22 protein-coding genes and 2 tRNA genes are annotated in these 25,269 nt (G+C 30.8%); 5 read left to right on the plus strand and 19 right to left on the minus strand.

Annotation, left to right across the window (positions count from 1 at the left end; translation table 11 throughout):
* Window positions 1–107: 107 nt before the first annotated feature.
* The 13 genes from mnmC to SR62_RS06315 all read right to left on the minus strand — a co-directional run bounded on the left by mnmC (window position 108) and on the right by SR62_RS06315 (window position 15,459).
* On the minus strand, window positions 108–1,949 hold the full coding sequence (mnmC, locus tag SR62_RS06255) for a bifunctional tRNA (5-methylaminomethyl-2-thiouridine)(34)-methyltransferase MnmD/FAD-dependent 5-carboxymethylaminomethyl-2-thiouridine(34) oxidoreductase MnmC (protein WP_002892782.1): 1,842 nt from the start codon (window positions 1,947–1,949) through the stop codon (window positions 108–110).
* The gene (locus tag SR62_RS06260) at window positions 1,946–3,925 is read right to left on the minus strand and encodes an N-acetylmuramoyl-L-alanine amidase (protein ID WP_002892783.1); all 1,980 of its coding nucleotides are present in this window, start codon (window positions 3,923–3,925) and stop codon (window positions 1,946–1,948) included. The genes mnmC and SR62_RS06260 overlap by 4 nt, the downstream gene beginning before the upstream one ends.
* Complete coding sequence (locus tag SR62_RS06265) at window positions 3,925–5,016, minus strand: nitronate monooxygenase (protein WP_002866264.1); 1,092 nt, start codon at window positions 5,014–5,016, stop codon at window positions 3,925–3,927. Before SR62_RS06265 ends, SR62_RS06260 begins: the two co-directional genes overlap by 1 nt.
* Window positions 5,013–6,218: a tyrosine--tRNA ligase gene (gene tyrS, locus SR62_RS06270; protein ID WP_002856563.1), complete on the minus strand. Its 1,206-nt coding sequence runs from the start codon at window positions 6,216–6,218 to the stop codon at window positions 5,013–5,015. The genes SR62_RS06265 and tyrS overlap by 4 nt, the downstream gene beginning before the upstream one ends.
* An 11-nt stretch (window positions 6,219–6,229) precedes the next feature.
* The gene (locus SR62_RS06275) at window positions 6,230–8,425 is read right to left on the minus strand and encodes a RelA/SpoT family protein (protein ID WP_002866265.1); all 2,196 of its coding nucleotides are present in this window, start codon (window positions 8,423–8,425) and stop codon (window positions 6,230–6,232) included.
* A complete protein-coding gene (locus SR62_RS06280; protein WP_147502310.1) occupies window positions 8,409–8,633 on the minus strand; it encodes a DNA-directed RNA polymerase subunit omega in 225 nt (74 codons plus the stop codon). The genes SR62_RS06275 and SR62_RS06280 overlap by 17 nt, the downstream gene beginning before the upstream one ends.
* Before the next feature lie 10 nt (window positions 8,634–8,643).
* Window positions 8,644–9,363 (minus strand): UMP kinase, encoded by a 720-nt coding sequence (gene pyrH, locus SR62_RS06285; protein ID WP_002854049.1) that lies wholly within the window; start codon window positions 9,361–9,363, stop codon window positions 8,644–8,646.
* A 51-nt stretch (window positions 9,364–9,414) separates the two neighbouring features.
* On the minus strand, window positions 9,415–10,608 hold the full coding sequence (locus tag SR62_RS06290; RefSeq protein ID WP_002866266.1) for a murein hydrolase activator EnvC family protein: 1,194 nt from the start codon (window positions 10,606–10,608) through the stop codon (window positions 9,415–9,417).
* A complete protein-coding gene (locus SR62_RS06295; protein WP_002853622.1) occupies window positions 10,605–11,411 on the minus strand; it encodes an FtsX-like permease family protein in 807 nt (268 codons plus the stop codon). Before SR62_RS06295 ends, SR62_RS06290 begins: the two co-directional genes overlap by 4 nt.
* The gene (locus SR62_RS06300) at window positions 11,398–12,063 is read right to left on the minus strand and encodes a cell division ATP-binding protein FtsE (RefSeq protein WP_002853534.1); all 666 of its coding nucleotides are present in this window, start codon (window positions 12,061–12,063) and stop codon (window positions 11,398–11,400) included. Before SR62_RS06300 ends, SR62_RS06295 begins: the two co-directional genes overlap by 14 nt.
* A 69-nt stretch (window positions 12,064–12,132) precedes the next feature.
* Window positions 12,133–13,311 (minus strand): tRNA (guanosine(46)-N7)-methyltransferase TrmB, encoded by a 1,179-nt coding sequence (gene trmB / locus SR62_RS06305; protein WP_004313926.1) that lies wholly within the window; start codon window positions 13,309–13,311, stop codon window positions 12,133–12,135.
* Complete coding sequence (locus SR62_RS06310; protein WP_010891920.1) at window positions 13,311–14,546, minus strand: fibronectin type III domain-containing protein; 1,236 nt, start codon at window positions 14,544–14,546, stop codon at window positions 13,311–13,313. The genes trmB and SR62_RS06310 overlap by 1 nt, the downstream gene beginning before the upstream one ends.
* Window positions 14,491–15,459, minus strand: coding sequence for an RluA family pseudouridine synthase (locus SR62_RS06315; RefSeq protein ID WP_002858282.1), 969 nt, complete (start codon window positions 15,457–15,459; stop codon window positions 14,491–14,493). Before SR62_RS06315 ends, SR62_RS06310 begins: the two co-directional genes overlap by 56 nt.
* Before the next feature lie 77 nt (window positions 15,460–15,536).
* On the opposite strand from SR62_RS06315, the gene SR62_RS06320 reads away from it, so the two are divergent.
* Together SR62_RS06320 and SR62_RS06325 are read left to right on the plus strand one after the other, a co-directional pair.
* Window positions 15,537–16,637, plus strand: a complete 1,101-nt coding sequence (locus tag SR62_RS06320) for an FtsW/RodA/SpoVE family cell cycle protein (RefSeq protein WP_002892590.1) — start codon at window positions 15,537–15,539, stop codon at window positions 16,635–16,637.
* A 53-nt stretch (window positions 16,638–16,690) separates the two neighbouring features.
* Window positions 16,691–16,767, plus strand: a tRNA-Ile gene (locus SR62_RS06325).
* Between the two features lie 107 nt (window positions 16,768–16,874).
* Here SR62_RS06325 and SR62_RS06330 read toward each other — a convergent pair.
* A tRNA-Phe gene (locus SR62_RS06330) sits at window positions 16,875–16,950 on the minus strand.
* Window positions 16,951–17,090: 140 nt separating this feature from the next.
* Between SR62_RS06330 and SR62_RS06335 the strand changes: the two genes are divergently transcribed.
* Both SR62_RS06335 and SR62_RS06340 read left to right on the plus strand, forming a co-directional pair.
* The gene (locus tag SR62_RS06335) at window positions 17,091–18,434 is read left to right on the plus strand and encodes a TrkH family potassium uptake protein (RefSeq protein WP_002876757.1); all 1,344 of its coding nucleotides are present in this window, start codon (window positions 17,091–17,093) and stop codon (window positions 18,432–18,434) included.
* A 10-nt stretch (window positions 18,435–18,444) separates the two neighbouring features.
* Window positions 18,445–19,095, plus strand: a complete 651-nt coding sequence (locus SR62_RS06340; protein WP_002853664.1) for a potassium channel family protein — start codon at window positions 18,445–18,447, stop codon at window positions 19,093–19,095.
* Here SR62_RS06340 and SR62_RS06345 read toward each other — a convergent pair.
* The 4 genes from SR62_RS06345 to gltX are packed head-to-tail and all read right to left on the minus strand — an operon-like array spanning window position 19,092 to window position 23,020.
* Window positions 19,092–19,763 carry an MqnA/MqnD/SBP family protein gene (locus SR62_RS06345; protein ID WP_002892588.1) on the minus strand — a complete coding sequence of 224 codons (672 nt, stop codon included), beginning with the start codon at window positions 19,761–19,763 and terminating at the stop codon, window positions 19,092–19,094. The genes SR62_RS06340 and SR62_RS06345 overlap by 4 nt on opposite strands.
* A 5-nt stretch (window positions 19,764–19,768) precedes the next feature.
* A complete protein-coding gene (gene upp / locus SR62_RS06350) occupies window positions 19,769–20,395 on the minus strand; it encodes a uracil phosphoribosyltransferase (RefSeq protein ID WP_002892587.1) in 627 nt (208 codons plus the stop codon).
* Window positions 20,392–21,627 (minus strand): malic enzyme-like NAD(P)-binding protein, encoded by a 1,236-nt coding sequence (locus SR62_RS06355; protein WP_002881308.1) that lies wholly within the window; start codon window positions 21,625–21,627, stop codon window positions 20,392–20,394. The genes upp and SR62_RS06355 overlap by 4 nt, the downstream gene beginning before the upstream one ends.
* 1 nt (window position 21,628) lies before the next feature.
* A complete protein-coding gene (gene gltX / locus SR62_RS06360) occupies window positions 21,629–23,020 on the minus strand; it encodes a glutamate--tRNA ligase (protein WP_002881306.1) in 1,392 nt (463 codons plus the stop codon).
* A gap of 64 nt (window positions 23,021–23,084) precedes the next feature.
* On the opposite strand from gltX, the gene salC reads away from it, so the two are divergent.
* Window positions 23,085–23,900: a peptidylprolyl isomerase SalC gene (gene salC, locus SR62_RS06365; RefSeq protein WP_002881304.1), complete on the plus strand. Its 816-nt coding sequence runs from the start codon at window positions 23,085–23,087 to the stop codon at window positions 23,898–23,900.
* 36 nt (window positions 23,901–23,936) lie between these two features.
* On the opposite strand, the gene SR62_RS06370 is transcribed toward salC, so the two are convergent.
* On the minus strand, window positions 23,937–25,268 hold the full coding sequence (locus SR62_RS06370) for an acetyl-CoA carboxylase biotin carboxylase subunit (protein ID WP_002881298.1): 1,332 nt from the start codon (window positions 25,266–25,268) through the stop codon (window positions 23,937–23,939).
* Window position 25,269 lies beyond the last annotated feature (1 nt).

The raw sequence follows: 25,269 nt of genomic DNA on the forward strand, positions 1-25,269 counted from the left end.
ATAACATGAAATTTATTCTCTATAATAATAAAATAAAGGAAGTTAAAATAAAGTTAAAAACTTACTCTCATAAGCAAATATTAGTATTACTCTTAATTAAAGCTTAATCATAAGCCTTTTTTGAGTTTTCGAATCAAAAATCTTGCAGGGTGAATAGCGTGGATGTATTTTTTTTCTAAATACAAGGGTTCATTATTTATCAATGCACACAAATACCTTGCCGCTAAAACACTTGTGCTAAAACCCCTTGATCCATGAGCAAAATTAAAATACAAATTACAAGATATTTTAGCTAGCTTTTGCTCCTTGTTTTTTGTCCATAATAAAGCTTTATATTCTTCTTTATAAAACACTTCATCATAGGCATTTCCAACTATCATAAAGCGATCACTCGAATAAGATCTAAAGCCTACCTTAGAACCTATGATTTCTAATTTTGTATTTTTATCTATAAATTCGGCTATATTTTCTATATTTTGTTTATCATCTTCTTCTTTTGATTCTAAACTTGCATCAAGCCTATCATAACTTGCTCCAATCACTTGCAAATCATCTTTTACAGGGCAAATATAAGCCTTAGAAGATAAAGGAAATGGAGTATTTAAAAAAGGTTTTAGATGTGTAACTTGACCTCTTACTTTGCTTAATTTCATCTCATCATAAAAAACAAAATCTTTTGTATCTGCACCCATAGCATAAATCAAAACCGCATAATCACTTTTAACAATATCATTTTTAAATTTTAAAGTAAAACACTCATTTTCAAATTTATAAGCTTGAAATTCATGATTAAAATATATACAAGCTTTACTTTTTTCAAAAAGATTTTTAACCAAATTTTTTGGAAAAATCACTCCACCCTCTTCTAAAAAAGCTTGATTTTTTGAAATTTTAAACAAAACATTTTCTCTTTGTGTGTCAAATCTTTCTTGCATCAAATCATTATGTGCAAACTCCACCACACCCTTAAATTCTAAATCTAAAATTTGTCTATAAAAACGGCTTGCTTCTATAAAAGAAAGCTCTGAAAACTCCCCTAAATTTACCTTAGGTTTTAAGATTAAAGAGCTTAAAATTCCACTTTCATTTCCACTTGCACCCTTGCCTAATTCTAAATGTTTTTCAAAAACATCTATCTCAAAACCTCTTAAACTAAGCTCATAAGCTAAAACAGCGCTTGATATACCTGCACCAATAATAGCTACTTTTTTATTTTTTAAAGATGAAAATGTTCTTGAAAAATACGCTTCTTTGTCTTTAAACTCAAGCTCATTTTCCAAATAAGCTTTAATCATTTCTCTTTTTCTAAAACCTTTGGTTTTTTCTACTCTAAAGCCATATTTTTTTAAATTTTTTTGTAAAAAACTTGCCGAAGAAAAGGTACAAATTTGTGTATTTTTTTTAGAAAGTCTTGCCACTTCAAAAATTAAATTTTCATCAAACATTTGCGAATTTTTATTTGGAGAAAATCCATCTAAATACCAAATATCAGCTTTAAAATCCAATTCTTTTAAAATAGTAATATCTTCAAAAACAAGATCTAAAAAACAGTCTTCAAAATAAAAACGATAAATCCCTTCTTTAGCTTTAGGATAAAATTTTAAAAATTGTTCTAAAAGCTCTTTAAACTCTTCATAAAATCCTAGTTTTTGATAAATTTCTCTTAATTGTTCTTTTTCGATATAAAAAGCTTCTATACTGATATAAAAAAGTTTTTTAGGACGCTTAGAAGGAGTGGTTTCTAAAAAGCGTTTCAAGGTAAGAAAAAAATTTAAACCTATGCCAAAACCACTCTCTGCGATAATGAAATTTTCTTGATTTTTCCATTCAAAAGAATGAGTGTAAACAAATTTGCTTTCATTTAAGCCATCTTTGGAATTAAAATAAAAATCATCAAAATCCAAAGAAAAAGGAGTATTATCCTTAAAAATTAGCTTAGCTTTTTTCATCGGTTATTATAAAAATAACTCTCAACTCCATCGGCAATACCCTTAACCAATAAATCTTGAAAAGCTTTATTGGCGATTCTTTTACCTTCATTTGGATGTGTAATATAGCCAATTTCAATCAAAATTGCAGGCATTTGCGCACCTACTAAAACCCAAAAAGGTGCTTCTCTTACACCGCCATCTACAATTTTATACTTTTTGCGTGTTTGAGTGAGTATATTTTTTTGTACATCAATGGCTAGTTTATTTGAAGCAACGATTTTTTCACGATTTAAGAAATTTAAAATACTTTGTCTTGAGAAATAATTAATCTCTTCAAAATCCCCTTGATTTTCTTTTTCTGCTGCCTTTTTACTTCTTTCACTTCTTGCAGGACTTAAAAAGAAAGTTTCCACGCCTTCGCTACTTTTGGCTTTTGTGGCATTTGGTGCTGCGTTAGCATGTATAGAAATAAATAAATCCGCTCTTTTATCATTGGCATATTTGGTTCTATCACGAAGATTGATAAATTTATCCGAACTTCTAGTATAAAGCACTTTATAACCGCGTTTTTTAAGTTCATTTCCAAGTTTTAAAGCCGTACTTAAAACTATATCTTTTTCTTTTAAACTTCCTTTTTTATCACTTAAAGCACCGCTATCTTTTCCACCATGCCCCGCATCGATAACCACAAGCTTTCCTGATTTGTAATTTGTATTTAAAGTTTTACTAGAACTTTGAGCTGCTTTTTTGTTTGCATTTTGATTTGTAGTTTGTATATAAAAACCTAAAGTGAGATTATTATTATCCAACTCCTTTAAAAGTTTAAATTCTTTAGGAGCACTCAAAACCACACGAACGGTTTTTGGATTGTATTGAGTAACTGTAATCACATTTTGTCCAAAAGTAAAGCTTTTTCTATTACCTTCTAACACACCCTTAAAACTTACAACATATCGGAATTTTTGATCTTTGGTATCAAATACTGCTATTTCTTTTTCATCTAAATCATCGCTTAAATTTAACACCACAGCATTAGAAATTTTATCCACATCTAAAACATATAAAGGTTCTTGATTTTCTTTTTCATTATTGGTTTTTTTATCTTGTTTTTTTGTTTCTAAAACTTTGGTTTTAATTTCTGTTTTTTGATCTTGCTTTTTCTCTGAAATTTTACTAACTTGCTCAGTCTTTTTTTGGCTAGTAGTTTCTTTTGAAAAAATTATTTTTTCTTCTTTAAAAGATATATCAATAGGAATTTTTTCTTTAGCATAAACCACTATGCGTATGGTTTTGGGATTAAATTGTGAAATCACTAAACGATAGTCATCAAATTTAAACTCTTTTTTACCCCCTTCTAAAACCCCATCAAAATCACTAATAAAACGATAGTTTCCTTTTTCGTCTAAAGCAAAACTTTTTAATTGATCCTTATCCAAATCTGCATTTAGTTCAAACTCTACACCTTGGTTTGTTTTACTTGACTTTAAAACATAAATTTTATCATCGCTTTTTGCTTTAGAAACGATACTGCTCTTTGGTGCTTGCGAAGTTTTAGAATTTGTTTTTTCTGTATTTTTTATTTGTTCGTTAGATGATTTTTTTTCATTTTTTTGAACTGTTTTTATAGGTTCAAAAGTTGATTTTTCAGTGTCTTGAGAAATATTTTGAACCTTAATATCTTTAATAACAGCCTTTCTTAAAGCATTGATACTTGCTTCACTTATACCACTTTCTTTTAACTCATTAGCATATGACTTGTCATCTAAATTTAAAGTATTTGAACTGATGATCAATCTTTTTAAAATTTCAATTTTAGTTTTTTCATCTTCATTAATAACACTTTGTATATAAAGGCTTTTAAGCTGATGGTGAAATTTTACTTGCACTTCGCTTTTAGAACCGATAAAATTTTTATCGAAATTTGCAAGTTCATTTTCATAAGCTCCAAAAAGAGTTGTGAAAGCAAATACTAAAAATACAAAAATTTTAGCCATTATTCACCATTAACCAATTTTTCCATAAGTTCTTTAACACTGATAAGCTTATCTAAACGATATCCATTTGCACCTGTAAAGAAAAGCCCTGTTTCTTTTTTACCTGACCACGCATCAAAAAGCCTATCTGCTATACAATACCCTACTTTAGTTGCCTCTTTTCCGCGTCCACAAGGCGCTACACAATTGCTTATACAATTGATCTTTGGACCTATTCTTTTATCTACCAAATTTAAAAGATTGGTTCTAACCCCACGTGCAGGATAGCCCACAGGAGATTTAATAAGCTCTATATCTTCTTCTTTAGAAGCTAGTAAAACGCTTTTAAATTCTTCGCTTGCATCACATTCAAAAGTTCCTATGAAACGCGTTCCCATTTGAACACCACTAGCCCCTAAAGAAATAGCGTTTTCTATATCTTTTTTATCCCAAATTCCACCTGCAGCAATCACAGGAAAAGACCCCCAATTTTTAGCCTCTTCTACCACAGGAGCGATTAATTTTTCTAGCTGATAATTTGGATCTAAGCACTGCTCATAAGTAAAACCTTGATGACCTCCACTTTTTGGCCCTTCTAAAACCACTGCATCAGGCAAGCGATTGTAACGGCTTTGCCATCTTTTGCAAATAATTTTTAAAGCCTTTGCAGATGAAATGATAGGCACTAAAGCCACATCAGGAAAATCTGCAGTAAATTCAGGTAAATTTGTGGGAAGTCCAGCACCTGAAACAATCACATTAAAACCAACTTCACAAGCATCGCGTGCTATTCTTGCATAATCATTACTTGCACATAAGATATTACACCCTAAAGGTGCATCGCCACAAACTTTTCTTGCATTATTAATCAAAGCTTGCAAACCCTTGCGTGAGTAAAAATTTTCACTTCCATAAGGCTTAGCATTTAATTCTTTACTTGCATACTTTCTTTCTTCATAATATCCTGTTCCCACAGAAGAAATGATCCCAAGTCCACCATTTAAAGAAACTGCAGAAGCTAATCTATCCCAGCTTATGCCTAGTCCCATTCCCCCTTGAAAAATGGGATATTTTATAGTATGTTTTCCTATTTGTAAGGGTTGTAAATTCATTCTTTTACCTTTAATTTTGCAAATTTTCTTTTACCTATTTGTAAGATGTATTCTCCTTGTTCTAAATGCATTTGCTCGTCGCTAACTTTTTGAGAATTTACACTTACTGCATTAGCACTGATGCTTCTTCTTGCCGCAGAAGTAGAACTTTCCAAACCACATTCAACCAAAGCCTTAGCAAGCCAAATTTTTCCTTGTATTTCAAACTCAGCCATATCACTTGGTAAAGCATTTTGAGAATGAATCCTATCAAATTCAGACTTAGCATTATTAGCCTCTTCTTTGGAGTGAAAACGCTCCGTAATCTCTAAAGCTAAATTTTCTTTAGCTTTTTTAGGATGTAAATTGCCTTGTTCTATATCTTTTTTTATTTGCGCGATTTCTTCTAGACTTTTTTGACTTAAAAGTTCATAATATCTAAACATCAATTCATCACTAATACTTAAAATTTTAGCATACATATCATTAGCTTTTTCTGTAACACCAATGTAATTATTTAAACTCTTACTCATTTTGTTTACACCATCTAAACCTTCGAGTAAAGGCATCATAATCACAGCTTGTTCTTTTCCTATATTATAAACCCTTTGAAGCTGTCTTCCCATTAAAAGATTAAATTTTTGATCCGTTCCGCCCATTTCAATATCGCTTTTTAAAGCCACGCTATCATATCCTTGAAGTAAAGGATACAAAAACTCGCAAATCGAAATAGGGCTTTGCTCTTTAAATCTCTTGGTAAAATCGTCACGCTCAAGCATTCTAGCTACACTAAAAGTTGAAGTAAGCTCTACTATACCCGCAGCTCCAAGTTCATTAAGCCAAGTAGAATTAAACTTAATCTGTGTTTTTTCTTTATCCAAAACCTTAAAAACCTGCGTTTCATAAGTTTTAGCATTGATTAAAACTTGCTCTTTATCCAGCTTTTTACGCGTTGCACTTTTTCCACTTGGATCGCCAATTTGTCCTGTAAAATCCCCAATCAAAAATTGCACAATAGCTCCATGTTTTTGCAAAAAAGCCATTTTTGTTAAAACCACGCTATGACCTAAATGTAAATCAGGTGCTGTAGGATCAAACCCTGCCTTTATGAAGAAATTTTCACCCTTTTCATAATAATTTTTAATTAAATTTTCTATTCTTTCTTCATCAATAAGCTCTGCACAGCCACGCTTAACTTCTGCTAATATTTTTTTTATATCCATAATAAACCTTTTTAACCTTCTTTATAAGCATCATTTAAAGATGTAAAATCTAAAATTTTACAACGAGATTTTAACCTATCCTTGACACTATCTGGGTTGATATTATCAGGAATTTCCATTGTAATCTCAAAATAATCTACCGCCGAATTTAAATCACTTGATAAATTAATTGTTAATAAATTTATCTGCATTTTAGCTAAAAATGCCAAAAATTCCGCTAAAACACCTTTTTTATTTTCCAAAGAAAAAATCAATTTATAAGATTTAGGGATGTTAGAATCCCATTTTATAAATACCATATCTTGATTATTATCTATCATTTTATCAGCTCTATCGCAAAGCTTATGATGGACAATAGCGTTACCACCTTTAACAAAAGCTAAAACAGCATCACCTCTTTTTGGATGGCAACAAAAATCAAAATCCACATTAGCGATTTTATGGTTGCAATATAGAGTAAAATTTCCTATTTTTTGTTCTTTAATCTCATATTTATCAAACCAATATGACTTCTTGGCGTATTTTTTAAGACCATTAACTATATCTTTTAAATAAGCACTATCTGTTGCTACTTGTCTAATACGTCTGGCTAAATTTTCTTTTTCTATCCAAGTTTCAATTCTGTTTTTATCAACTCCAAAAATAAAACTTAACATATTAATAGAACTTGCTAGATTAATCTCTCTGATTTTTTGCTTACAAAATTCCCTTATACTTGCTTTTGCTTTTCCTGTTTTAACACTATCTATCCAAGAACAGCGATAAAATTTATCATTACTAGTAACCACTCGCACAATATCGCCATTTTTAAGCTCGGTTAACAAAGGTACTTTAATACGATTTACATAAGCACTTTTTGCATGAAGCCCTACTTTGGTATGCACTTCATAGGCAAAATCAAGAACCGTTGCACCACGAGGCAAAGTGAAAATTTCTCCCTTAGGAGAATAAACTGCGACATCTTCAACATAAAGACTATCTTTAGCATATTCATAAAGTTCAATAGCATTATAATCTTCTGCATTTTCAAGATTGTTTATACTTTGCATTGAAATATCTGTAAGCCAATCAAGACGAGGCGCAACCACACTGCCATCTTCTTTATATTTCCAATGCGCTGCTATACCAAATTCCGCAATTTTATGCATATCAAAAGTTCGAATTTGTGCTTCTATAATACTTTTAGCATCAAAAAGTGTGGTATGTATGGTTTGATAACCATTTTGTTTAGGCAAGGCTATATAATCCTTAAAACGCGAAACCAAGGGGTTAAAATGTGTATGTAAAATTCCCAAAGCTAAATAACAATCACTTACTTTTTCAACCAAAATTCTTACCCCAAGCAAATCAAGAACTTCTTCAATACCAATGCCTTTTCTTTGCATTTTAAGATAAATAGAATAGCTATGTTTAATGCGTTTTTGAATTTCAAAACTACCTTGTCTAAAGCCATTGCTCAAAAATAAAAGTTCGATTTTGGAAATAAATTCATTTAAACCTAATTGCATTTCTTGATTATTGGAGTTGATATAATTGTCAATAAGCTTATACTCATCTGGCATAAGATATTTAAAACTAAGATCTTCCAAATAATTTTTTATGCTTGAAATACCGAGTCTATGGGCTATTGGAGCATATACAACTAAAGTTTCTTCGCTGATTCTTTTTTGCTTATCTTCTCTTAGAATATCAAGAGTAAGCATATTATGCAGCCTATCACATAACTTCACAATCAAAACCCCAACATCTTCAATGCTTGCTAAAAGCATATTTCTGAAAGTCAAGGCTGATTTAGTTAAACTTTTTTTAGATTTTGATGAAATGAGATTATCTTCTCTAATTTCTATAATTTTAGTAAGTCCTAAAACAAGTTTTAAAACCTCAGAACCAAACTGCTCTCTAAGTTCTTCTTCAGTGCAGTTTGTATCTTCAATCACATCATGCAATAAAGCAGCTAAAATATTGCTTTTATTTTCACTTAAAAATCCAACCAGTGTTGCCACTAAAATAGGATGTACCGCATAAGGCTCTCCACTTTTTCTAAACTGCCCTTCATGGCAAAATATACAGTAATCTACCGCTTTTTCAAGAATGGCATCATGGCCACAAATTTCGAAAAGCAAAGCCTTAGCAGCTTCTAAATCTTTACAATTTTTTACATTATCGATTAATTGTTCAAGCAATAATTCTTCATCGATTGGTTTCAACTAAACCCTCTAAAGTGATTTTATTTTCTGCAATTTCATATAAAGCTATATCTGCAAGTTTATTTTTATTTTTATCAAAGTCTACCAAAGGGGTTGCTCCATTTGCCAATTGTTCCGCTCTTTTTGCTACCACTAAAGAAAGGCGATATCTATTATTACCCATTTTTTCCAAAGCTTTTGCCGCTACTTCTTCTATTCTTTTATCCATAATTTTCTCCTTAATTATTTTTAACGATTGAACAAAGGCTAGTATCACCTTGTATGATTTTAAGTAAATTACCCTCTTCAAACATATTACAAACCACAATAGGAAGTTTGTTATCTTTAGCTAAAGCTATAGCTGTATCATCCATCACTTTAATATTATCTTGCATAGCCTCATCATAACTTAAAGTATTTAAAAATACTGCATCATCAAATTGTTTTGGATCTTTATCATAAACTCCATTAACTTTTGTAGCTTTTATTACCATATCTGCATCAATTTCCACAGCTCTTAAAATAGCTGTTGTATCTGTAGTAAAATAAGGGTTTCCAGTACCTGCGGCAAAAACCACAACACGACCCTTTTCTAAGTGTCTTTGCGCTCTTCTCATAATATAAGTTTCACAAAATGCTTCCATCTGAATGGCGCTTTGAACCCTAACTTCAAGTCCAGAGCTTTCTAAAGCTTCTTGTATAGCAATAGCATTGATAACCGTAGCAAGCATTCCCATATGATCTCCACTTGTCCTTTTAATCAATCCGCCCTTAGCAGCACTTACTCCGCGAATAATATTACCACCGCCTATAACTATGCCTACTTCTATTTGATTTTTTATAAGTTCTTTAATCTCTGAAGCTATGAATTTTAAAATAGAATTTTCTATACCAAAGCCATTTTCACCTGCTAAAGCCTCTCCTGAAAATTTTACTAAAACTCTTTTTCTCTCTTGCATTATTTCTCCTTATTTAACTTGAAATTATATTTTAAATTCCATTAAATTTAGCTAATTTAAGCTAATGAGTTCCAAAGGATTGATATGAAAATTTTTTTGAGTTACTTCAAAAGTAAGATCATTTTTTATTCTACCCACTACGGCACCTTTTTTAATATTCTTACCAACTTTAATATTAGGAGCAATCTTATCTAAATGTGCGTATATTGTATGTATGCCATTATCATGTTCAACAATAACAACTCGAGCTAACATACTAGTATCTTTGGCAAAAACTATTTTTCCATCTAGCACATTTTTAACAACTGCATCGCTTTTATTGCTTCTTAAAACTACATTCTCGTTAAAAATTTTAAGATTGTAAACAGGATCAACATAATTTCCAAATTTTTGCTTCACAGTAAAAGAATCCAATGGAGCTATGGTTTTTTTTCCTGTGTAACGCTTGACTGAACTTCCTTGATAGCTTGAACCTAATTGTCTTATTTTTTGATTATTTTTTACTATTTTAGTATCATTTTTGTTTGAATTTGCATCTTCTTTATCATTAATAATTTTTAATTGATTTAATGTTTTTCTAAGCTCTTCTTGCTGAGCTTGCAAATCATCGAGTTTTTTTGCATATATAGCTCGATCTGTTTTTTGTTTATTAATTTCGCTAATTTGTTTTTGTTTTAAACTTTGAAGCTTGGCTAATTGAGCGTTGTAATCCTTAAGACTTTCATTAATTTTATTAATCTGAGCTTGTTTATCATCAATAAGCCTGCTTACTCCCTCATAATCTTTAGAAATTTTAAAAATTTCTTCATTTAAAACTTTGTTTAAACTTCCTAAAATTTCAAAAGCCATAAAACTTTCTTCACTTTCAATATAGCCTTGAGGGATAGGTAAATCATAAGCAAAATCTTTGGCCATTAAAGATATAAGCTTACCTTCCATATTTGATTTACTTTTAAGCAAATCTTCATTTTGGCTTGTAAGGGTGTTTAACTCTTGATTTTGAGCCTTAGCACTTGCTTCAAGCTTAGAAGTTTGTGAATTTAAGCTTTCAATTTGCAAACTTAGATCTTTCAAACTTTTTTCACCATTTAAAATGTCGCTAGCCAAATCTTCAAGTTTTTTATTTAACTGTTCTTGTATGCGTTTATTTTCTTCTAAACTTTTTGTTTTTTCATTTATAGCGTTTGCTAAACTTATATCAACAAACAAAAAAAAACAAAAAAAGATAAGAATATTTTTTCTCATCTTTTAACCTTAAACATAACCGTATTTACACACAACAAGCAAATAAACAAAGTAGCTAAAAAAATTAAAGTCAAATGTAAAATAAAATTAATAGGTGGAAAAATAATATCTACAGCCTTTAAACTTTCTTGGATAATAGAAAGATCAAAAATTTGGGTAAAAAAGGCAAGTAAAATAACAAAAGCAATAAAACAATCAACCACAACCACCTTATAAAGCATAAAAGATCTAAACCAAAACGGAGCTCCAAATAAACACATAATTTCAATACGATCGGTATGTTCATAAAGCCAAATTCTCATCTGTTTTAAAAACAAAACAAAGGCAAGTAAAATAATGATAAACAAAAATAACCAAAAAACAAATTTCATCAAAATAAGCAAAGAGTATATCTTATCATGGGTTTTGGAAAAAGTTTCAACCTTACTAACACCTACAATATTTAAAAGTTGATTTTTAATCGAATTTAGTTCATTTTGATCGGGTAAAGAATTTAATTTTAAAGTATAAAATTTTGGCAGAGAATCTTTTAAAACTTTCAAATTCTTTTCAGAAACATCATTTTTCAAACGATCAATTAAATCCTTAGGATCTAAAGATTCAAGTCCAGCAAAAAATGGTACTTTTGTTTTTACTACATTCTGATCAAGTTCAGTTTTGCTGACAACTATAATATTATAATCTTTATTAACAAGTTCTTCATAATGCTTCAAAGTTGCATTTGTAATCAAAATAAATTCAAAAGCAAACATCATAAAAAGTAAAGGTAAAATTAAAGATAAATGTGTTTTAAAAAATTTCATTCATTTTTCCATTTTCTATATTAAAACGACGATAATCCACTCTTAAATTACTAGGAATTCTATGTGTTACCACTATAACACAAGTTCCTAAAAGCTCTCTAGCAGACTTTAAAAGAGTCCATATAATATCAGAAGAATACTCGTCCAAATTTCCCGTTGGCTCATCGCAAAGCAAAAGCTTTGGATTATGAGCTAAAGCCCTAGCCATAGCGACGCGTTGTTGCTCACCACCGCTAAGTTGATTAGGTAATTTATCTGCTTTAAAAGTTAAATTTACATGCTTTAAAAGCTTAGTAGCTTGATCATGGCATACTTTTTTGCTATAACCTTTAATCATTAAAGGCAACATAACATTTTTTTCAACACTATATTCTTGTACAAGTTTATAATCTTGAAAAATAATCCCTATTCTTTGACGTAATTTTAAAAGTTCTAAATTTCCAATTTTATTCATCAAAGATCCACATACTTCAAGTTTACCAGAAATAGGTTCTAAATCTCCATAAAAAGACTTTAAAAGCGTACTCTTACCACTCCCACTTTTACCCGTAATAAAAACAAAATCATCATCCTTAAAAGCAAAACTCGCTTCTTTAATAACTAGTTCATCATAACCTAAAGTAAGTTTATTTGCTTGGATTAAATTAGGCATCCTTTTTCCTTAATTTCCCTTTTTAAATTTTTAAATTATGCTTTATTTTTGCTTAATTTTCAAGAAAAATTATATTTTAAACTGAACTTTTAAAATTTCTTTTAATTCATTTATCGCTTTAATATTTTCTTGAATTTTAAATGGTTCTTTAAAAACAAAATCAATCGTTTTATCAAGATGTAAATAACAATGTTCAGGCTTATTAAAAGCTCCAAAAGCAACCTTTAAAAGCAAATTCTCATCTTGTTTATAGATGCTTTCAAAATGCAAGAAAAAATCATCTTTTTTTATAGTAATATTTTTAAAATTCTGCTCTATTTTTTTCAAATCCTCTTTAGAAAATTCAACCGATGAGAGATTAAATTCATTTAACTCATAGTTTTTACACTCTTGGTTAAAATTCCACACCCAAAGATCATATATATTTTTTTCTTGCTTTTTCCACCTATCTTCATATTTGCTTGAAATTTCTAAATTTTCATTTTTTCTAAGACTAAATTTTGGAGCAGGAAAAGTCAAAAATTGTTCTAGAGTAAAATTAAAATACTCAAAACTATCTGTTCTAAGCTCAAAACGACCATTTTGGGTTAAAACCCTAGCACATTCTTTGCAAAAATCTTTCCCAATAACTCGCCTATGAGGCTTTTTGTCCCAAGGAACAGGAAAATGTAGAAAAATCTTTTCAACTGATTTTGATTTTAATACACTCAATAACAATCTCGCATCACTTTGGATTAGCAAAATATTATTTACATTTTGTGCTTTAGCAAGTTTAGCCACTTGAGTTAAAGCTGGGTTGTAAATTTCCACCCCTAAAATTAAAACATTTGGATTTTCTTTTGCTTGATAAAGCAAATGTCTTCCTGATCCAAAGCCTATTTCTATATAAATTTTACCTTGAAGTCTAGATAAAAGCTCATCAAAATTATCAACGATAAATGGTGTTTTTTCAATTAAAGCATTATTTTTAAGTCCAAAAGCTTCATTGATAATATCCTCACAAAAACCTTCTTTAAAGATTTTTAAAGCCTTTTGCAAATAACCTATTTTAGAAGGTTTTGTATGTTTATCGCCTTTAATCACAAAACCATTTTGTGCTTTTTTAATCTGCAGAAAAAAACTCTCTTCTTGAACCTTTGTATAAATAAGACTAACATTATCATTCTTAGCAAGCCAAAGAAATTCAACATCATCCTTACTATAAGGCAGATTTATTTCTTTGATCTTTTTACTTTTAAAATTTGGCACTACTGAGCCGCCTTAACTTTGCTTGAAGGTTCTGAACGAAGCCCGGCTGAATCAATAGCAATAACTTCATAACTATATTCCACCCCTGGCAAAGCTTTTACATCTTTTAATCGCTTTTCTTTAATGCCTTTAAAAACTGCATTTTGCTCCCCGCCATAGCGTCTTACTTCATACTCAACAGCTCTAGTATCATTATCACTCCATTCTAAATTTATCCCTTCGCTTGTACTTTGAGCCAAAATAATACTAGGAGCCAAAGGGTTGCCTAAAGTTTTACCTTCTACACCATCTTTTGGCATAGGACTTTCAAGACCATCTTTATCCACCATTGTTACTTTATAATACTTGCTTTTACCTGCTCCTTCTACTATATCCTCATAAGAATTTTTATCAGTCTTTGCCAAAACACTAAAAGGAAGGAAGCTTGAGCTCGTAGAATAAACTTTATAATAAGAAAAATCTTCATACGTAGGAGCATCCCAAGTTAAAATGATTTTACTAGAACCATCTGTGCTAGCACTTAAATGCTCAACTTGAGGAGGTAAAGCCTTGCTTGTAGAACTTACAACTTGACTTGACCCACTCTTTATCCCATTAAAACTCACAGCAATAATTCTATAACTTGAATTTTCATTAGGCTTTAAATCACTATCGATGTATTCAGCGTTTAAACGATTTTTTACTTCTGCAATTTTTTTAAATTCTTTATCATCACCTTTGGTTCTTTCAATAATATAAGAATCAACCCTAAAATCAGGATGCGGACGCCAAATAAGTTTAATACGATTAGGCAAATTAGTCACAGCTTGAACAAAAGGAACAGCTTCAAGTCTTGGAGCTGTGCTCACTTCTATAACCTTGCCATCTTCTGAAATTTGTCCTTGCTCATTAAAGCTTTTCATCATATAACGATACTTAGTACCAGGCTCTAATTTAGTATCTACATAATGAGTTTGAAACTTATCTTTAATAGTGCCTACAAGTTTAAAATCAGGATTTTCATCACTAGAACGATACAAATAAAATCCTTTAATATTTTCATTATATAAAGGCTCCCATTCAAAAGCAATATTACTCATATCACTAAGACTTTTTAAACTTTCAACCTTTGGCAAGCTTTCATTTACAGCAGGCTCTTTACTTGAAGCTAGCGAATTCATTTGCGAAACACTACAAGCGCTAAGCAAAAGAGTTAAAAAACTCAAGTAAAAACTCAAGCGAAATCTTTTCATCATTCTCTCCTAAATTAATTTGTTCAAACATAATATTTTTAAAATCTTCCATCAAAGGTGCTTTAACAAAAATTTGTTCTTTGGTTTTTGGATGGATAAAATACAAAAAATAAGCATGTAACATTATCCTACAATCATACTTACCCTTATAACCATACAAACTATCACCTAAAATATAGCGATTTAAACTAGCCAAATGCGCTCTAATTTGATGAGTTCTTCCTGTAAAAAGCTTAGCAGCCATCAAAGTTAAATTTTCAGTTTTTACTACATTTATAAAAGCTGATTTTGCGTTTTTACTGAATTTATTTTCCTTATCTATGGCTATTTTTTTAATAGCATTAGAAGGCGAACGCATTAAAAATTTTTCTACTATAATTTTATCTTCTTTTAGTGGCAAATCAATTAACGCAAGGTAAATTCTTCCCATGCTTTTATCTGCAAGCTGTTCGCTTAATTTTTGATGGGTGAAATTATTTTTCGCTATCAGTATAGCTCCGCTTGTATCTTTATCTAATCTATGAACAAGACCAGCTCTTATCTCTCCTCCTAAATTTGATAAAGTATATTTTTTTTCTATTAACCAATCCACCAAAGTGGCATTTTTAACGCTACTTGCTCCATGAACGACTAAATTTGAAGGTTTATTTAAAACAAGTAAGTCTTCATCTTCGTATAACACATCAATATCAAAATCCACTTCAAACTGAGGTTTTATCTCATTGCAAAGCTTTAAACTTGCAATAGAAATAATATCACCATTTTTAAGCTTAAATGAATTTTTATCTTGAATTTTATCATTAACCTGTACGCAATCTTTTTCTATAAGTAAAGCAACTTGATTGCGACTTTGGTTTAATTTTTTAGCCAAAAATACATCAAGCCTTGAATTTTCATCTACTAAAAAAGTTTGCATTTTTTCCTTAGAGGTTTTGATAAATTTAAAATTTTAGTTTATAATTATAGCTTTATATTACCAACTGAAGGCAAATTTTGTTTAGATTAGATAGAAGAATTTTAACTCATTTTGACTATATGCAACCCATTTTATTTTTACCCATAATTCTTATTTCATTTTTCTTAATCTTTGAAGCTAATCCTTTTTTAGCAGAAAAACAGTTTGTTTATGCCTGTGTGGGATTGCTTGCTTTTATGGTTTTTTTCTTCTTTCCCATAAGGAAATTTATTTGGATTATTCCTGTTGCTTATTGGATTAATATTTTTTTATTGCTAAGCGTAGATATTTTTGGGGTTGAAAAATTAGGTGCTAAAAGATGGCTTGAAATTCCTTTTACTCACTTTACTATACAACCTTCTGAAATTTTTAAACCTAGTTTTATTTTAATGCTTGCCTATCTTATTTATCAAAATCCTCCTCCAAAAAATGGATACAAACTTAAACAATTCATCAAACTTAGCTTTTACATCATCTTGCCTTTTTTGCTAATTGCAAAAGAACCTGATTTAGGAAGTGCTATGGTTTTACTACTTGTTGGTTTTGGAGTGCTTTTTATCATGGGAGTTCATTATAAAATTTGGTTAAGTATTGTTATAGCTATAAGTGTTAGCTCTCCTATTATTTATACACATCTTTTAAAGCCCTACCAAAAGCAAAGAATTCATGATTTTATTTCAGAAAAACCAAGTTATCAAGTAGCCCAATCAATGATAGCTATTGGAAATGGTGGTTTAACCGGAAAATCTCAAGATGAAGCTACGCAAACTCATTTTAAATTTTTACCTATTTCAACTAGTGATTTTATTTTCGCTTACATGATAGAAAGATTTGGATTTATTGGGGGATTGACATTAATTATATTTTATATTTTACTTATTTTTCATCTACTTAGTTTAAATTATAAGCTTAAAGATGATTATTTTGCTAGAGTTGCTATTAATTGTGTTGCATTATTTATTTTTATTTATGCGGCAGTAAATATCTCAATGACTATAGGTTTTGCACCAGTAGTTGGGATCCCTTTGCCTTTTTTTAGTTATGGTGGAAGTTCTTTTACTATTTTTATGATTTTTTTTGGAATTTTACAGCATTTAATCACTTTTAGATATTTTTGGACGGATATAAAGGCTAAATAAAATATTTTTAAGCATTAATAAGATATAATTTTATCTTTTAATTCAACTTAGGCGGATTTATAGCTCAGTTGGTTAGAGCAACCGGCTCATAACCGGTTGGTCGCAGGTTCGAGTCCTGCTAAATCCACCATTCTACATATAAGCTATAGACTCTTTCTTTAAAAAATAACTTTTAGTTCTTTAAATATTTCAATCTTATATAAAAAAGTATGTGATGTGATTTTTTGAAAGATAAAGTGGTGGTTAGAGGCAGAATCGAACTGCCGACACGCAGATTTTCAGTCTGCTGCTCTACCGACTGAGCTATCCAACCACAATGATTTGATAAAGTAAAAATGTAATTGTATCTTTTTTTCTTTAATTTAAGTTTAAATACAAAAATAAAATTTTATTTCCCTTAAAGTTTTAATAAGATAGAATACCCGCTTTAGATCATTATCAAATGGAAATTTTTTGAAACAATTTGGACTAGATAGACGAACTTTTAAAATTTTACTAGCTGGTTATATTATTATTGCATTGTTTGGGGCTTTATTGCTACATTCAAGCTGGGCACATACAACTCCTATTGATTTTTTAGATGCCTTTTTTACAAGCACATCTGCTGTTAGTATGACAGGATTAGTAGTTAAGAACACTGCGGTTGATTTTACCTTAGCAGGGCAAATTATTATCTTAGCTTTGGTGCAAATTGGAGGCTTGGGATATATGGGTATAGGTTTATTTGTTTATATACTCATACGCAAAAAAGTTGGTTTTAGTGCAAGAAATTTACTAAAAGAGTCTTTATTTTATCCATCAATGGATGGTTTATTTAAATTTTTTAAAAAGGTTTTGCTGTTCATTTTTACTATAGAATTGATAGGTGCTATACTTCTTACCATGCGTTTTGCCCTTGAAATGAATTTTAAGAAAGCTTTATGGTTTGGAATTTTTCATTCTATTAGTGCTTTTAATAATTCTGGATTTACTATATTTGAACATGGACTTATAGCTTATAAACATGATATAGCAATTAATCTTATTATCACTTCTTTGATTATTATTGGAGGGCTTGGATATTTTGTTTTGGTTGAATTATACTTTTTTCAAAGAAAAAAATTGCAAAATTTAAGCCTACATACAAAAATGGTTGTTGTTGCAAGTATTTTTCTTATTTTCTCTTCAACGCTTATTATTTTTGCTTTTGAATACTCAAATCCTCAAACTATAGGACATTTTTCATTTTTTGATAAAATTTTAAGCTCATATTTTATCGCTATTAATTACCGCACAGCAGGATTTAACACCTTAGATATGGGACATTTGCATGATGCAAGCTTATTTTTTGGATCATTGTTTATGGTTATTGGTGGTGCACCAGGTGGAACAGCTGGGGGTATGAAAGTAACAACTGTAATGGTTTTATTGCTCTATGCTTATTGGAGTATCCGCGATGGAAGAGTTAGAATTTTTGGACATGAAATTCCAAGAGAAACTATATCTAAAGCTTTTATTATAGCTGTAGGTTCAGCTGTTTATATAGTAATAGCTGTTATTTTGCTTTCCTTGCTAGAGTCAAAATTTGATTTTATAGCCTTGCTTTTTGAAACTTCTTCGGCTTTTGCAACCGTAGGAATTTCAGTGGGAAATGGTGGAACTTTATCTTTATGTGCTTTATTTAGTGATCCTAGTAAGGTGATTATCATCATTATGATGCTAAGTGGCAGGATAGGTGTTTTTGCTTTTTTACTCTCGGTATTCAAACAAGACAAAGCTATTCATTTAAAATTCCCTGAAGGAAAGGTTAATTTATAAAGGTAAAATCGTGAAAAATCTTAATTATGGAATCATAGGACTTGGAAAATTTGGCTCAGTTGTAGCAGATGAACTCATTGCTGGAGGTCACACTGTTATCGTTGCAGATAAAGATGAGGAAGCTTTAAAAAGCATACAAAATCCTCCAAGCTATGCTTATATTTTAGATTCTACAAATATTTCAGCCCTAAAAGAAGCAGGCTTTCATGATGTTGAAGTTGTTATTGTTAGCATAGGAGAAAATGTTGAAAAATCAATCCTTACTCTTATGGCGCTTAAAGATATAGGTGTTAAAAATATCATTGCTAAAGCAACCTCTAATATCCATGGTCAAATTCTTTCTAAGTTAGGTGCAACAAAGGTTATTTATCCTGAAAAAGAAAGCGCTAAAAGACTAGTAAAAGAATTTTTAACCAAAGATGCTGATTATGAAGTTTTTGATCTTTCAGCAAATACTATACGAGCTATTAAGATCAATATAGATGAAAAATTAGCAGGAAATTCTTTAAAACATGTAGCACAAAATATGAAAGTAATTTCTTATAAAAAATTAAATAGCGACTGGGAAATACTACCTGATTTAGAAACCACGACAGTTTATAGTGGAGATGTTGTAATACTCCTTGGAACAGTTAAAGAGCTTAGAGAATTTGAACACTAAGCAAGATTTAAAGCCTTGCAAGCCTTTACAAAACGCTTTAAGGCTACTTTTTCTTTGGTAGAAATTTTATGATATATAACTTCATCTAAATAATATCTAACATCTTTTATATCTAAATCTCTTGTTTTAGCATAATTTTGCAGTATATAATAAGGAATTTTAATCTTTATTTTTGGAAATTTTTTCAAAATTTGTTTATATAAAGCTTTTTTTTGCACACAAGAAAATCTAGCAAAAACAAAAGGCAATCCTGTTTTTTCGTGCCATTTTGCACATAAATCGATATATTTAGAAGGATCTTTTAGATAAAGCTTTAAAGCCTTATCACCTATAATTACTTTTCCATCTTGTTTTAATACTTTAGCTAAAGCATTTGAAGTTGCTGAACTTGGATCTTTGGCATTTGATGTATTTTTTTCTACTAATACACTTGAAACTCTTTTATTAGCACAAATACCCAAATCTAAATTTTTATATTTTTTTCTAGCGCTTTCTATGCTTGAAATGATAGCTGCATCAATTCTTCTATAAAATAAATCTTTATTTAGCTTACTTGGAACTCCTTTTTTATACTCCATACTTGCTTTATAACCATTGGGTAAGGGATATTTTTTAAGATATATATGCAAAGGTAAAAGATTAATATAATCAATTTTTCCAAAAATCATCTCTTTTAAAGAGTGTTAAACACTCTATCTCCTGCATCTCCAAGCCCTGGGATAATATAACCTTTTTCATTTAAACCTTCATCAATACAAGCCACAAAAACTTCTACATCATCATGCATTTGGCTAAATTTTTTCAAACCTTGTGGAGCAGCAAGTATGGATATAAATTTTATTTTTTTAACTCCTTGGCTTTTTAAAAAATTACAAGCCTCTATAGTAGTCCCACCTGTAGCAAACATAGGATCTATAACAATAGCAGTGCGTTTTTTTGCATCTTTGGGGAGTTTTTGAAAATAAAAATCCGCCTTTAAAGTTTCTTCATTTCTCACAAACCCCAAAAACCCAACACTTGCATCAGGAATCATCTTAAAAACACTTTCAAGCATTCCTAATGCAGCTCTTAAAATAGGACAAATCATAATCTTTTCATCAAGTTTTTTTACTGTAGTTTTTTGTATAGGTGTTGAAATTTCAATTTCTTTTAAAGAAAAATCTTTACTCGCTTCAAAAAGCAAAAAAGATGAAATTTCATCGATTAACATACGAAATTGAAAGGGCTTTGTCTCTTTAGCCCTTAAAATTCCTAATTTATGTTCGATCAATGGATGATTGATACAATGAATATTTTTCATTTTAAGCTTTCAAAATAAGCTTTCTCATCAAAATTTTTCACCTTAGCCACACCATCTTTTACCGCAGCTGCTGCTACAGCTGTACTTACTGCAGCTTTTACTCTTTCATCAAAAGGTTTTGGTATAACATAATCTCTTCCAAATTCTAAAGTGCTTAAATTATAAGCTTTTTTAACCGCATCGCTTACAGGAAGTTTTGCAAGATCTGCTAATGCTTTAGCAGCCGCTACTTTCATATTTTCAGTGATTTTACTTGCACGCACATCTAAAGCCCCACGGAAAATAAAAGGAAAACCTAAAACATTATTGATTTGATTAGCATAATCACTTCTTCCTGTTCCTACAATCGCATCTTTTCTAAGTCTAGCCACATCTTCAGGCATCACTTCAGGGATAGGATTTGCCAAAGCAAAAATCACAGGATCTTTTGCCATGCTTAAAACCATTTCATCATCAAGAATTTTTGGCGCACTAAGTCCTAGGAAAACATCAGCTCCTTTTAAAACTTCTTTTAAAGTCTTTTCCTTAGAATCAACAGCAAATTCAAGTTTTTGAGGAGTTAAATCATTTCTATCTTTAGAAATCACTCCTTTACTATCTACTAAAATAATATTTTCAACCCCTAAATTTCTATACATCTTAGCACTTGCTATACCTGCGGCACCTGCGCCACTTACAACCACCTTAGTATCTTTAAATTTTTTACCACTTATCTCCATAGCATTCATAAGCCCTGCAGTTGAAATAATAGCTGTTCCGTGCTGATCATCATGCATTACAGGAATTCCTAAATCTTGCAAAGCCGCTTCGATTTCAAAACATTTTGGAGCAGCTATATCTTCTAAATTTATCCCGCCCACAGTTGGAGCCAAAGCCTTGCAAAAATTTACAATCTCTTCTATACTATGAACATCAATTTCTATATCATAAGCATTGACATTGGCAAATTTTTTAAACAAACAAGCCTTACCCTCCATAACAGGTTTTGAAGCCTGTGCTCCTATGTTTCCGAGTCCTAAAACAGCAGAACCATCGCTTACTATAGCTACTAAATTAGCCTTATTTGTATAAGTATAAGCAAGATCTGCGTCTTTAGCGATTTCAAGGCAAGGTTCTGCAACTCCTGGGCTATACGCCAAAGATAGATCATGACTTGTAGCCATTGGCTTACTTGGCACAATATCAATTTTCCCACCTAAATGGTATTTTAAAGCTTCTTCTTTTAAATTCATTTTATTTTCCTCTAACTTTTAAAAAATTTTCTATTCTTTTTTTACACTCATCAACCCCTAAAAATTCTAATACTTCAAAAATACTAGGACTTACCGCACCCCCTGTTAAAGCTATGCGTATAGGCTGAGCCAAATCTTTTAACTTTGCTTCTTTTTTTTCTAAAAAATCATTTGTAAAATCTTCAAAATCTTTACCTGTTTTTTGATCTTTAAGTGTATTAGCAAATGCTTGGAGCAATTCTAAATTATTTTCGTTAACAAATTTTTGCACTGCATTTTCATCATAATTTTGCGGTGCATTAACTATGCTTTTTGCACCATTGATAATATCATGCAAGGTTTTTGCACGCTCTCTTAATAAATCAAGTAAAAATCCTGCCTTTTCATAAACAGATAAATCAAAACCAAGATCCTTAAGCTGACGATTAATCTCTTCAAAAGGTAAAGTTTTAATATAATGAGCATTAAGCCATTCAAGCTTTTTAGCATTATAACAAGATGCGCTTTTATTAATATGATAAGGATTAAAAAGTTTTTTCAAATCTTCTAGCGAAAAAACCTCGTCATCGCCATGACTCCAACCTAAACGCACAAGAAAATTAAGCAAAGCTTGAGGTAAAATTCCCATTTCTTTGTATTCCATAACATCAGTTGCCCCATGTCTTTTTGAAAGCTTTTTACCATCTTCTCCATGTATCATAGCCACATGAAAAAATTTAGGAATTTTAAAACCCAATGCCTCATAAAGCACAATTTGTTTAGGAGTATTTGAAAGATGATCATCCCCGCGAATCACATCACTTACCCCCATTAAAGCATCGTCAATAACAACAGTAAAATTATAAGTTGGAGTTCCATCACTTCTTGCAATGATAAAATCATCCATTATATCCTCTGCTTTAAATCTTACCTCGCCTTTAACCCCATCTTCAAAAACAATCTCGCCACTTTGAGGCGCTTTAATACGCACAACAGGTTCTATACCCTGAGGTGGCGTGCCTGTAAATTCTCTATATCTTCCATCATATCTTGGGCGCTCTTTGGCGGCTTCTTGCTTGGCGCGCAATTCTTCTAATTCTTCTTTACTCATATAACAATAATACGCTTTACCTTCATCTAAAAGCTTTTTAACATATTCTTTATAAAGATCAAAACGCTCTGATTGGTAAGTTACTTCTCCATCATGTTCTAAACCACACCATTTAAAAGCTTCGATAATTGCTTTAGTAGCTTCTTTGGAATTTCTTTTTAAATCCGTATCTTCAATACGAAGTAAAAAATTTCCACCATTTTTTCTAGCGTATAAATAATTATAAAGAGCTGTTCTAAGTCCACCTATGTGCAAATACCCTGTTGGGCTTGGAGCAAAACGCGTTGTAAGTTTTTCGTGCATTTTTTGCCTTTTCTTAAATTTTTATTGATATAATGCGATATTTATACTTAAATAAAGGTTTGAAATGAAAAAAATTTTATTAAGTTTTGCATTTTTTGCAAGTTTAGCTAGTGCAAATACCATTAATGCTATAGCTGTAGTTGTAGACAAAGAGCCTATTACAACTTATGATATAGATCAAACTATGAAAGCACTTAAAATTGATAGAAATAAAGCTTTAGGCGTACTCATCAATGAAAAAATGGAAATTTCACAAATGAAACAACTAGGTATTGTAGTCAATGATCTAGAGCTTGATGATGCTATAAACAAAATGCTTGCTCAAAACAAAACCACTTTAAATGCTTTCAAAGCAAATTTAAAATCCAAAAATCAAAGCTATGAACAATTTCGTGCAAATTTTAAAAAAGATTTAGAAAAAAGAAAGCTTTATGAAAAAATCGCAAGTATGGCAAAAACTGATTTTAGTGATGATGGAGCAAAAAAATTTTTCGAACAAAATAAAGATAAATTCACTTTTTATACACAAATTAATGCAAATATTTATCTATCAAACAATCCTCAAACTTTAGAAAATATCAAAAATACAAAAAAAACAATCCTTAAACCACAAAATGCATCTTTAAACACAAGCAATGCCGATCCAAGACTTTTAGGGCTTTTATCGCAAATTCCTGTTGGAGGCTTTTCCCCTGTTTTAAATGGAAAAAATGACTATGAGCTTTATGAAGTTAAAAGTAAAGATGGGGCGCAAACTCCTGAATATGAACAAGTTAAAAATGAGGTTTTAAACGCTTACGTAAGTGAACAAAGACAAAATTTTATACAGGATTATTTTGATAAACTCCGCTCTAAAATCAATATAGAATATTTAAGATAAAAATTACAATTAAAATTTCCCTTTAATAGGGAAATTTTAATGTCTTGCAAGATAATTTGTATCGTAATTATTATTAATAAAATCAGGATTTTCCATCATAGAAAGATGAAAATCTTTAGTTGTTTTTATCCCACTTATAAGCAACTCATCTAAAGCTACTTTCATTTTTGCAATCGCTTTGTTGCGATCTTCTGCCCAAACTACAAGCTTGCCTATCATAGAATCATAATAAGGTGGCACGCTATAATCTTGATAACAATGACTTTCCATTCTCACATTGCGTCCTGCTGGTGGAATGTATTTAGCGATCTTACCTGGACTTGGCAAGAAGGTTTTAGAATCTTCAGCTGTAATTCTACACTCTATAGAATGCCCATTTAGCTTAATACTTTCTTGAGATGGTAAGGCATAACCTTCTGCTACCTTAATCATTTGTTCTATGATATCAATCCCACTTACCATTTCACTTACACAGTGTTCAACTTGCAAACGCGTATTCATTTCTATAAAATAAAAGTCTAAATTTTTATCTACTAAAAACTCAAAAGTTCCCGCACCTTCATATCCTATAGCTTTAGCTGCCTTAATAGCAGTTTCATGAAGCCTAGTGCGTGTTTTTTCATCAAGCAAAATCGCAGGGGATTCTTCTATAAGTTTTTGATGGCGTCTTTGCATGGAACAATCTCTTTCGCCCACATGAATCACATTACCAAAACTATCTCCTATAACCTGCACTTCTATATGGCGTGGATTTTGTATGTATTTTTCCATATACATAGTACCATCACCAAAAGCTGTCATAGCCTCACTTTCAGCTGACCAATACGCTTTTTCAAGATCTTTTTCATTTTCAACCACACGCATACCACGACCGCCACCACCTGCAGCTGCTTTTAAAATCACAGGATAACCTATTTCTTTAGCCAGTTTTTTAGCCGCTTCAGCTCCTGCTAAAGCTCCATCACTTCCTGGGATTACGGGTACACCTGCTCTTTGCATAACTTGTTTTGCTTTTGATTTATCACTCATTAAATTCATAGCTTCTACAGAAGGACCTATAAATTTGATGTTATGTTTAGCGCAAATTTCAACAAAGTTTTGATTTTCACTTAAAAATCCATATCCTGGAAAAATCGCATCTGCTTCAGCAATTTCAGCTGCTGTGATGATAGCTGGGATATTTAAATAACTTTCAGAACTTCTTGCTTTGCCTATACAAATGCTTGCATCAGCGTATTTTAAATATAAAGCATCTTTATCTGCTTCAGAATACACACAAATTGCTTTTTTACCCATTTCTTTAATCGTTCTTAAAGCACGCAGTGCTATTTCTCCACGATTAGCAATTAATATGCTTTTAATTTCCATT

This window comes from Campylobacter sp. 2014D-0258 (assembly GCF_008000495.1).
Taxonomy (GTDB): Bacteria; Campylobacterota; Campylobacteria; order Campylobacterales; family Campylobacteraceae; genus Campylobacter_D; species Campylobacter_D jejuni.

Excerpts from the sequence above, each read along its gene's own strand:
- SR62_RS06290 (WP_002866266.1), bottom strand. The coding sequence starts at position 10,608 with ATGAGAAAAAATATTCTTATCTTTTTTTGTTTTTTTTTGTTTGTTGAT.
- gltX (WP_002881306.1), bottom strand. The coding sequence starts at position 23,020 with ATGCACGAAAAACTTACAACGCGTTTTGCTCCAAGCCCAACAGGGTAT.
- SR62_RS06310 (WP_010891920.1), bottom strand. The coding sequence starts at position 14,546 with ATGATGAAAAGATTTCGCTTGAGTTTTTACTTGAGTTTTTTAACTCTT.
- SR62_RS06265 (WP_002866264.1), bottom strand. The coding sequence starts at position 5,016 with ATGAATTTACAACCCTTACAAATAGGAAAACATACTATAAAATATCCC.
- upp (WP_002892587.1), bottom strand. The coding sequence starts at position 20,395 with ATGAAAAATATTCATTGTATCAATCATCCATTGATCGAACATAAATTA.
- SR62_RS06295 (WP_002853622.1), bottom strand. The coding sequence starts at position 11,411 with ATGAAATTTTTTAAAACACATTTATCTTTAATTTTACCTTTACTTTTT.
- SR62_RS06280 (WP_147502310.1), bottom strand. The coding sequence starts at position 8,633 with ATGGATAAAAGAATAGAAGAAGTAGCGGCAAAAGCTTTGGAAAAAATG.
- SR62_RS06300 (WP_002853534.1), bottom strand. The coding sequence starts at position 12,063 with ATGCCTAATTTAATCCAAGCAAATAAACTTACTTTAGGTTATGATGAA.
- salC (WP_002881304.1), top strand. The coding sequence starts at position 23,085 with ATGAAAAAAATTTTATTAAGTTTTGCATTTTTTGCAAGTTTAGCTAGT.
- mnmC (WP_002892782.1), bottom strand. The coding sequence starts at position 1,949 with ATGAAAAAAGCTAAGCTAATTTTTAAGGATAATACTCCTTTTTCTTTG.
- pyrH (WP_002854049.1), bottom strand. The coding sequence starts at position 9,363 with ATGCAAGAGAGAAAAAGAGTTTTAGTAAAATTTTCAGGAGAGGCTTTA.
- SR62_RS06355 (WP_002881308.1), bottom strand. The coding sequence starts at position 21,627 with ATGAATTTAAAAGAAGAAGCTTTAAAATACCATTTAGGTGGGAAAATT.
- SR62_RS06260 (WP_002892783.1), bottom strand. The coding sequence starts at position 3,925 with ATGGCTAAAATTTTTGTATTTTTAGTATTTGCTTTCACAACTCTTTTT.
- SR62_RS06315 (WP_002858282.1), bottom strand. The coding sequence starts at position 15,459 with ATGCAAACTTTTTTAGTAGATGAAAATTCAAGGCTTGATGTATTTTTG.
- SR62_RS06345 (WP_002892588.1), bottom strand. The coding sequence starts at position 19,763 with ATGATTTTTGGAAAAATTGATTATATTAATCTTTTACCTTTGCATATA.
- tyrS (WP_002856563.1), bottom strand. The coding sequence starts at position 6,218 with ATGGATATAAAAAAAATATTAGCAGAAGTTAAGCGTGGCTGTGCAGAG.
- SR62_RS06370 (WP_002881298.1), bottom strand. The coding sequence starts at position 25,268 with ATGGAAATTAAAAGCATATTAATTGCTAATCGTGGAGAAATAGCACTG.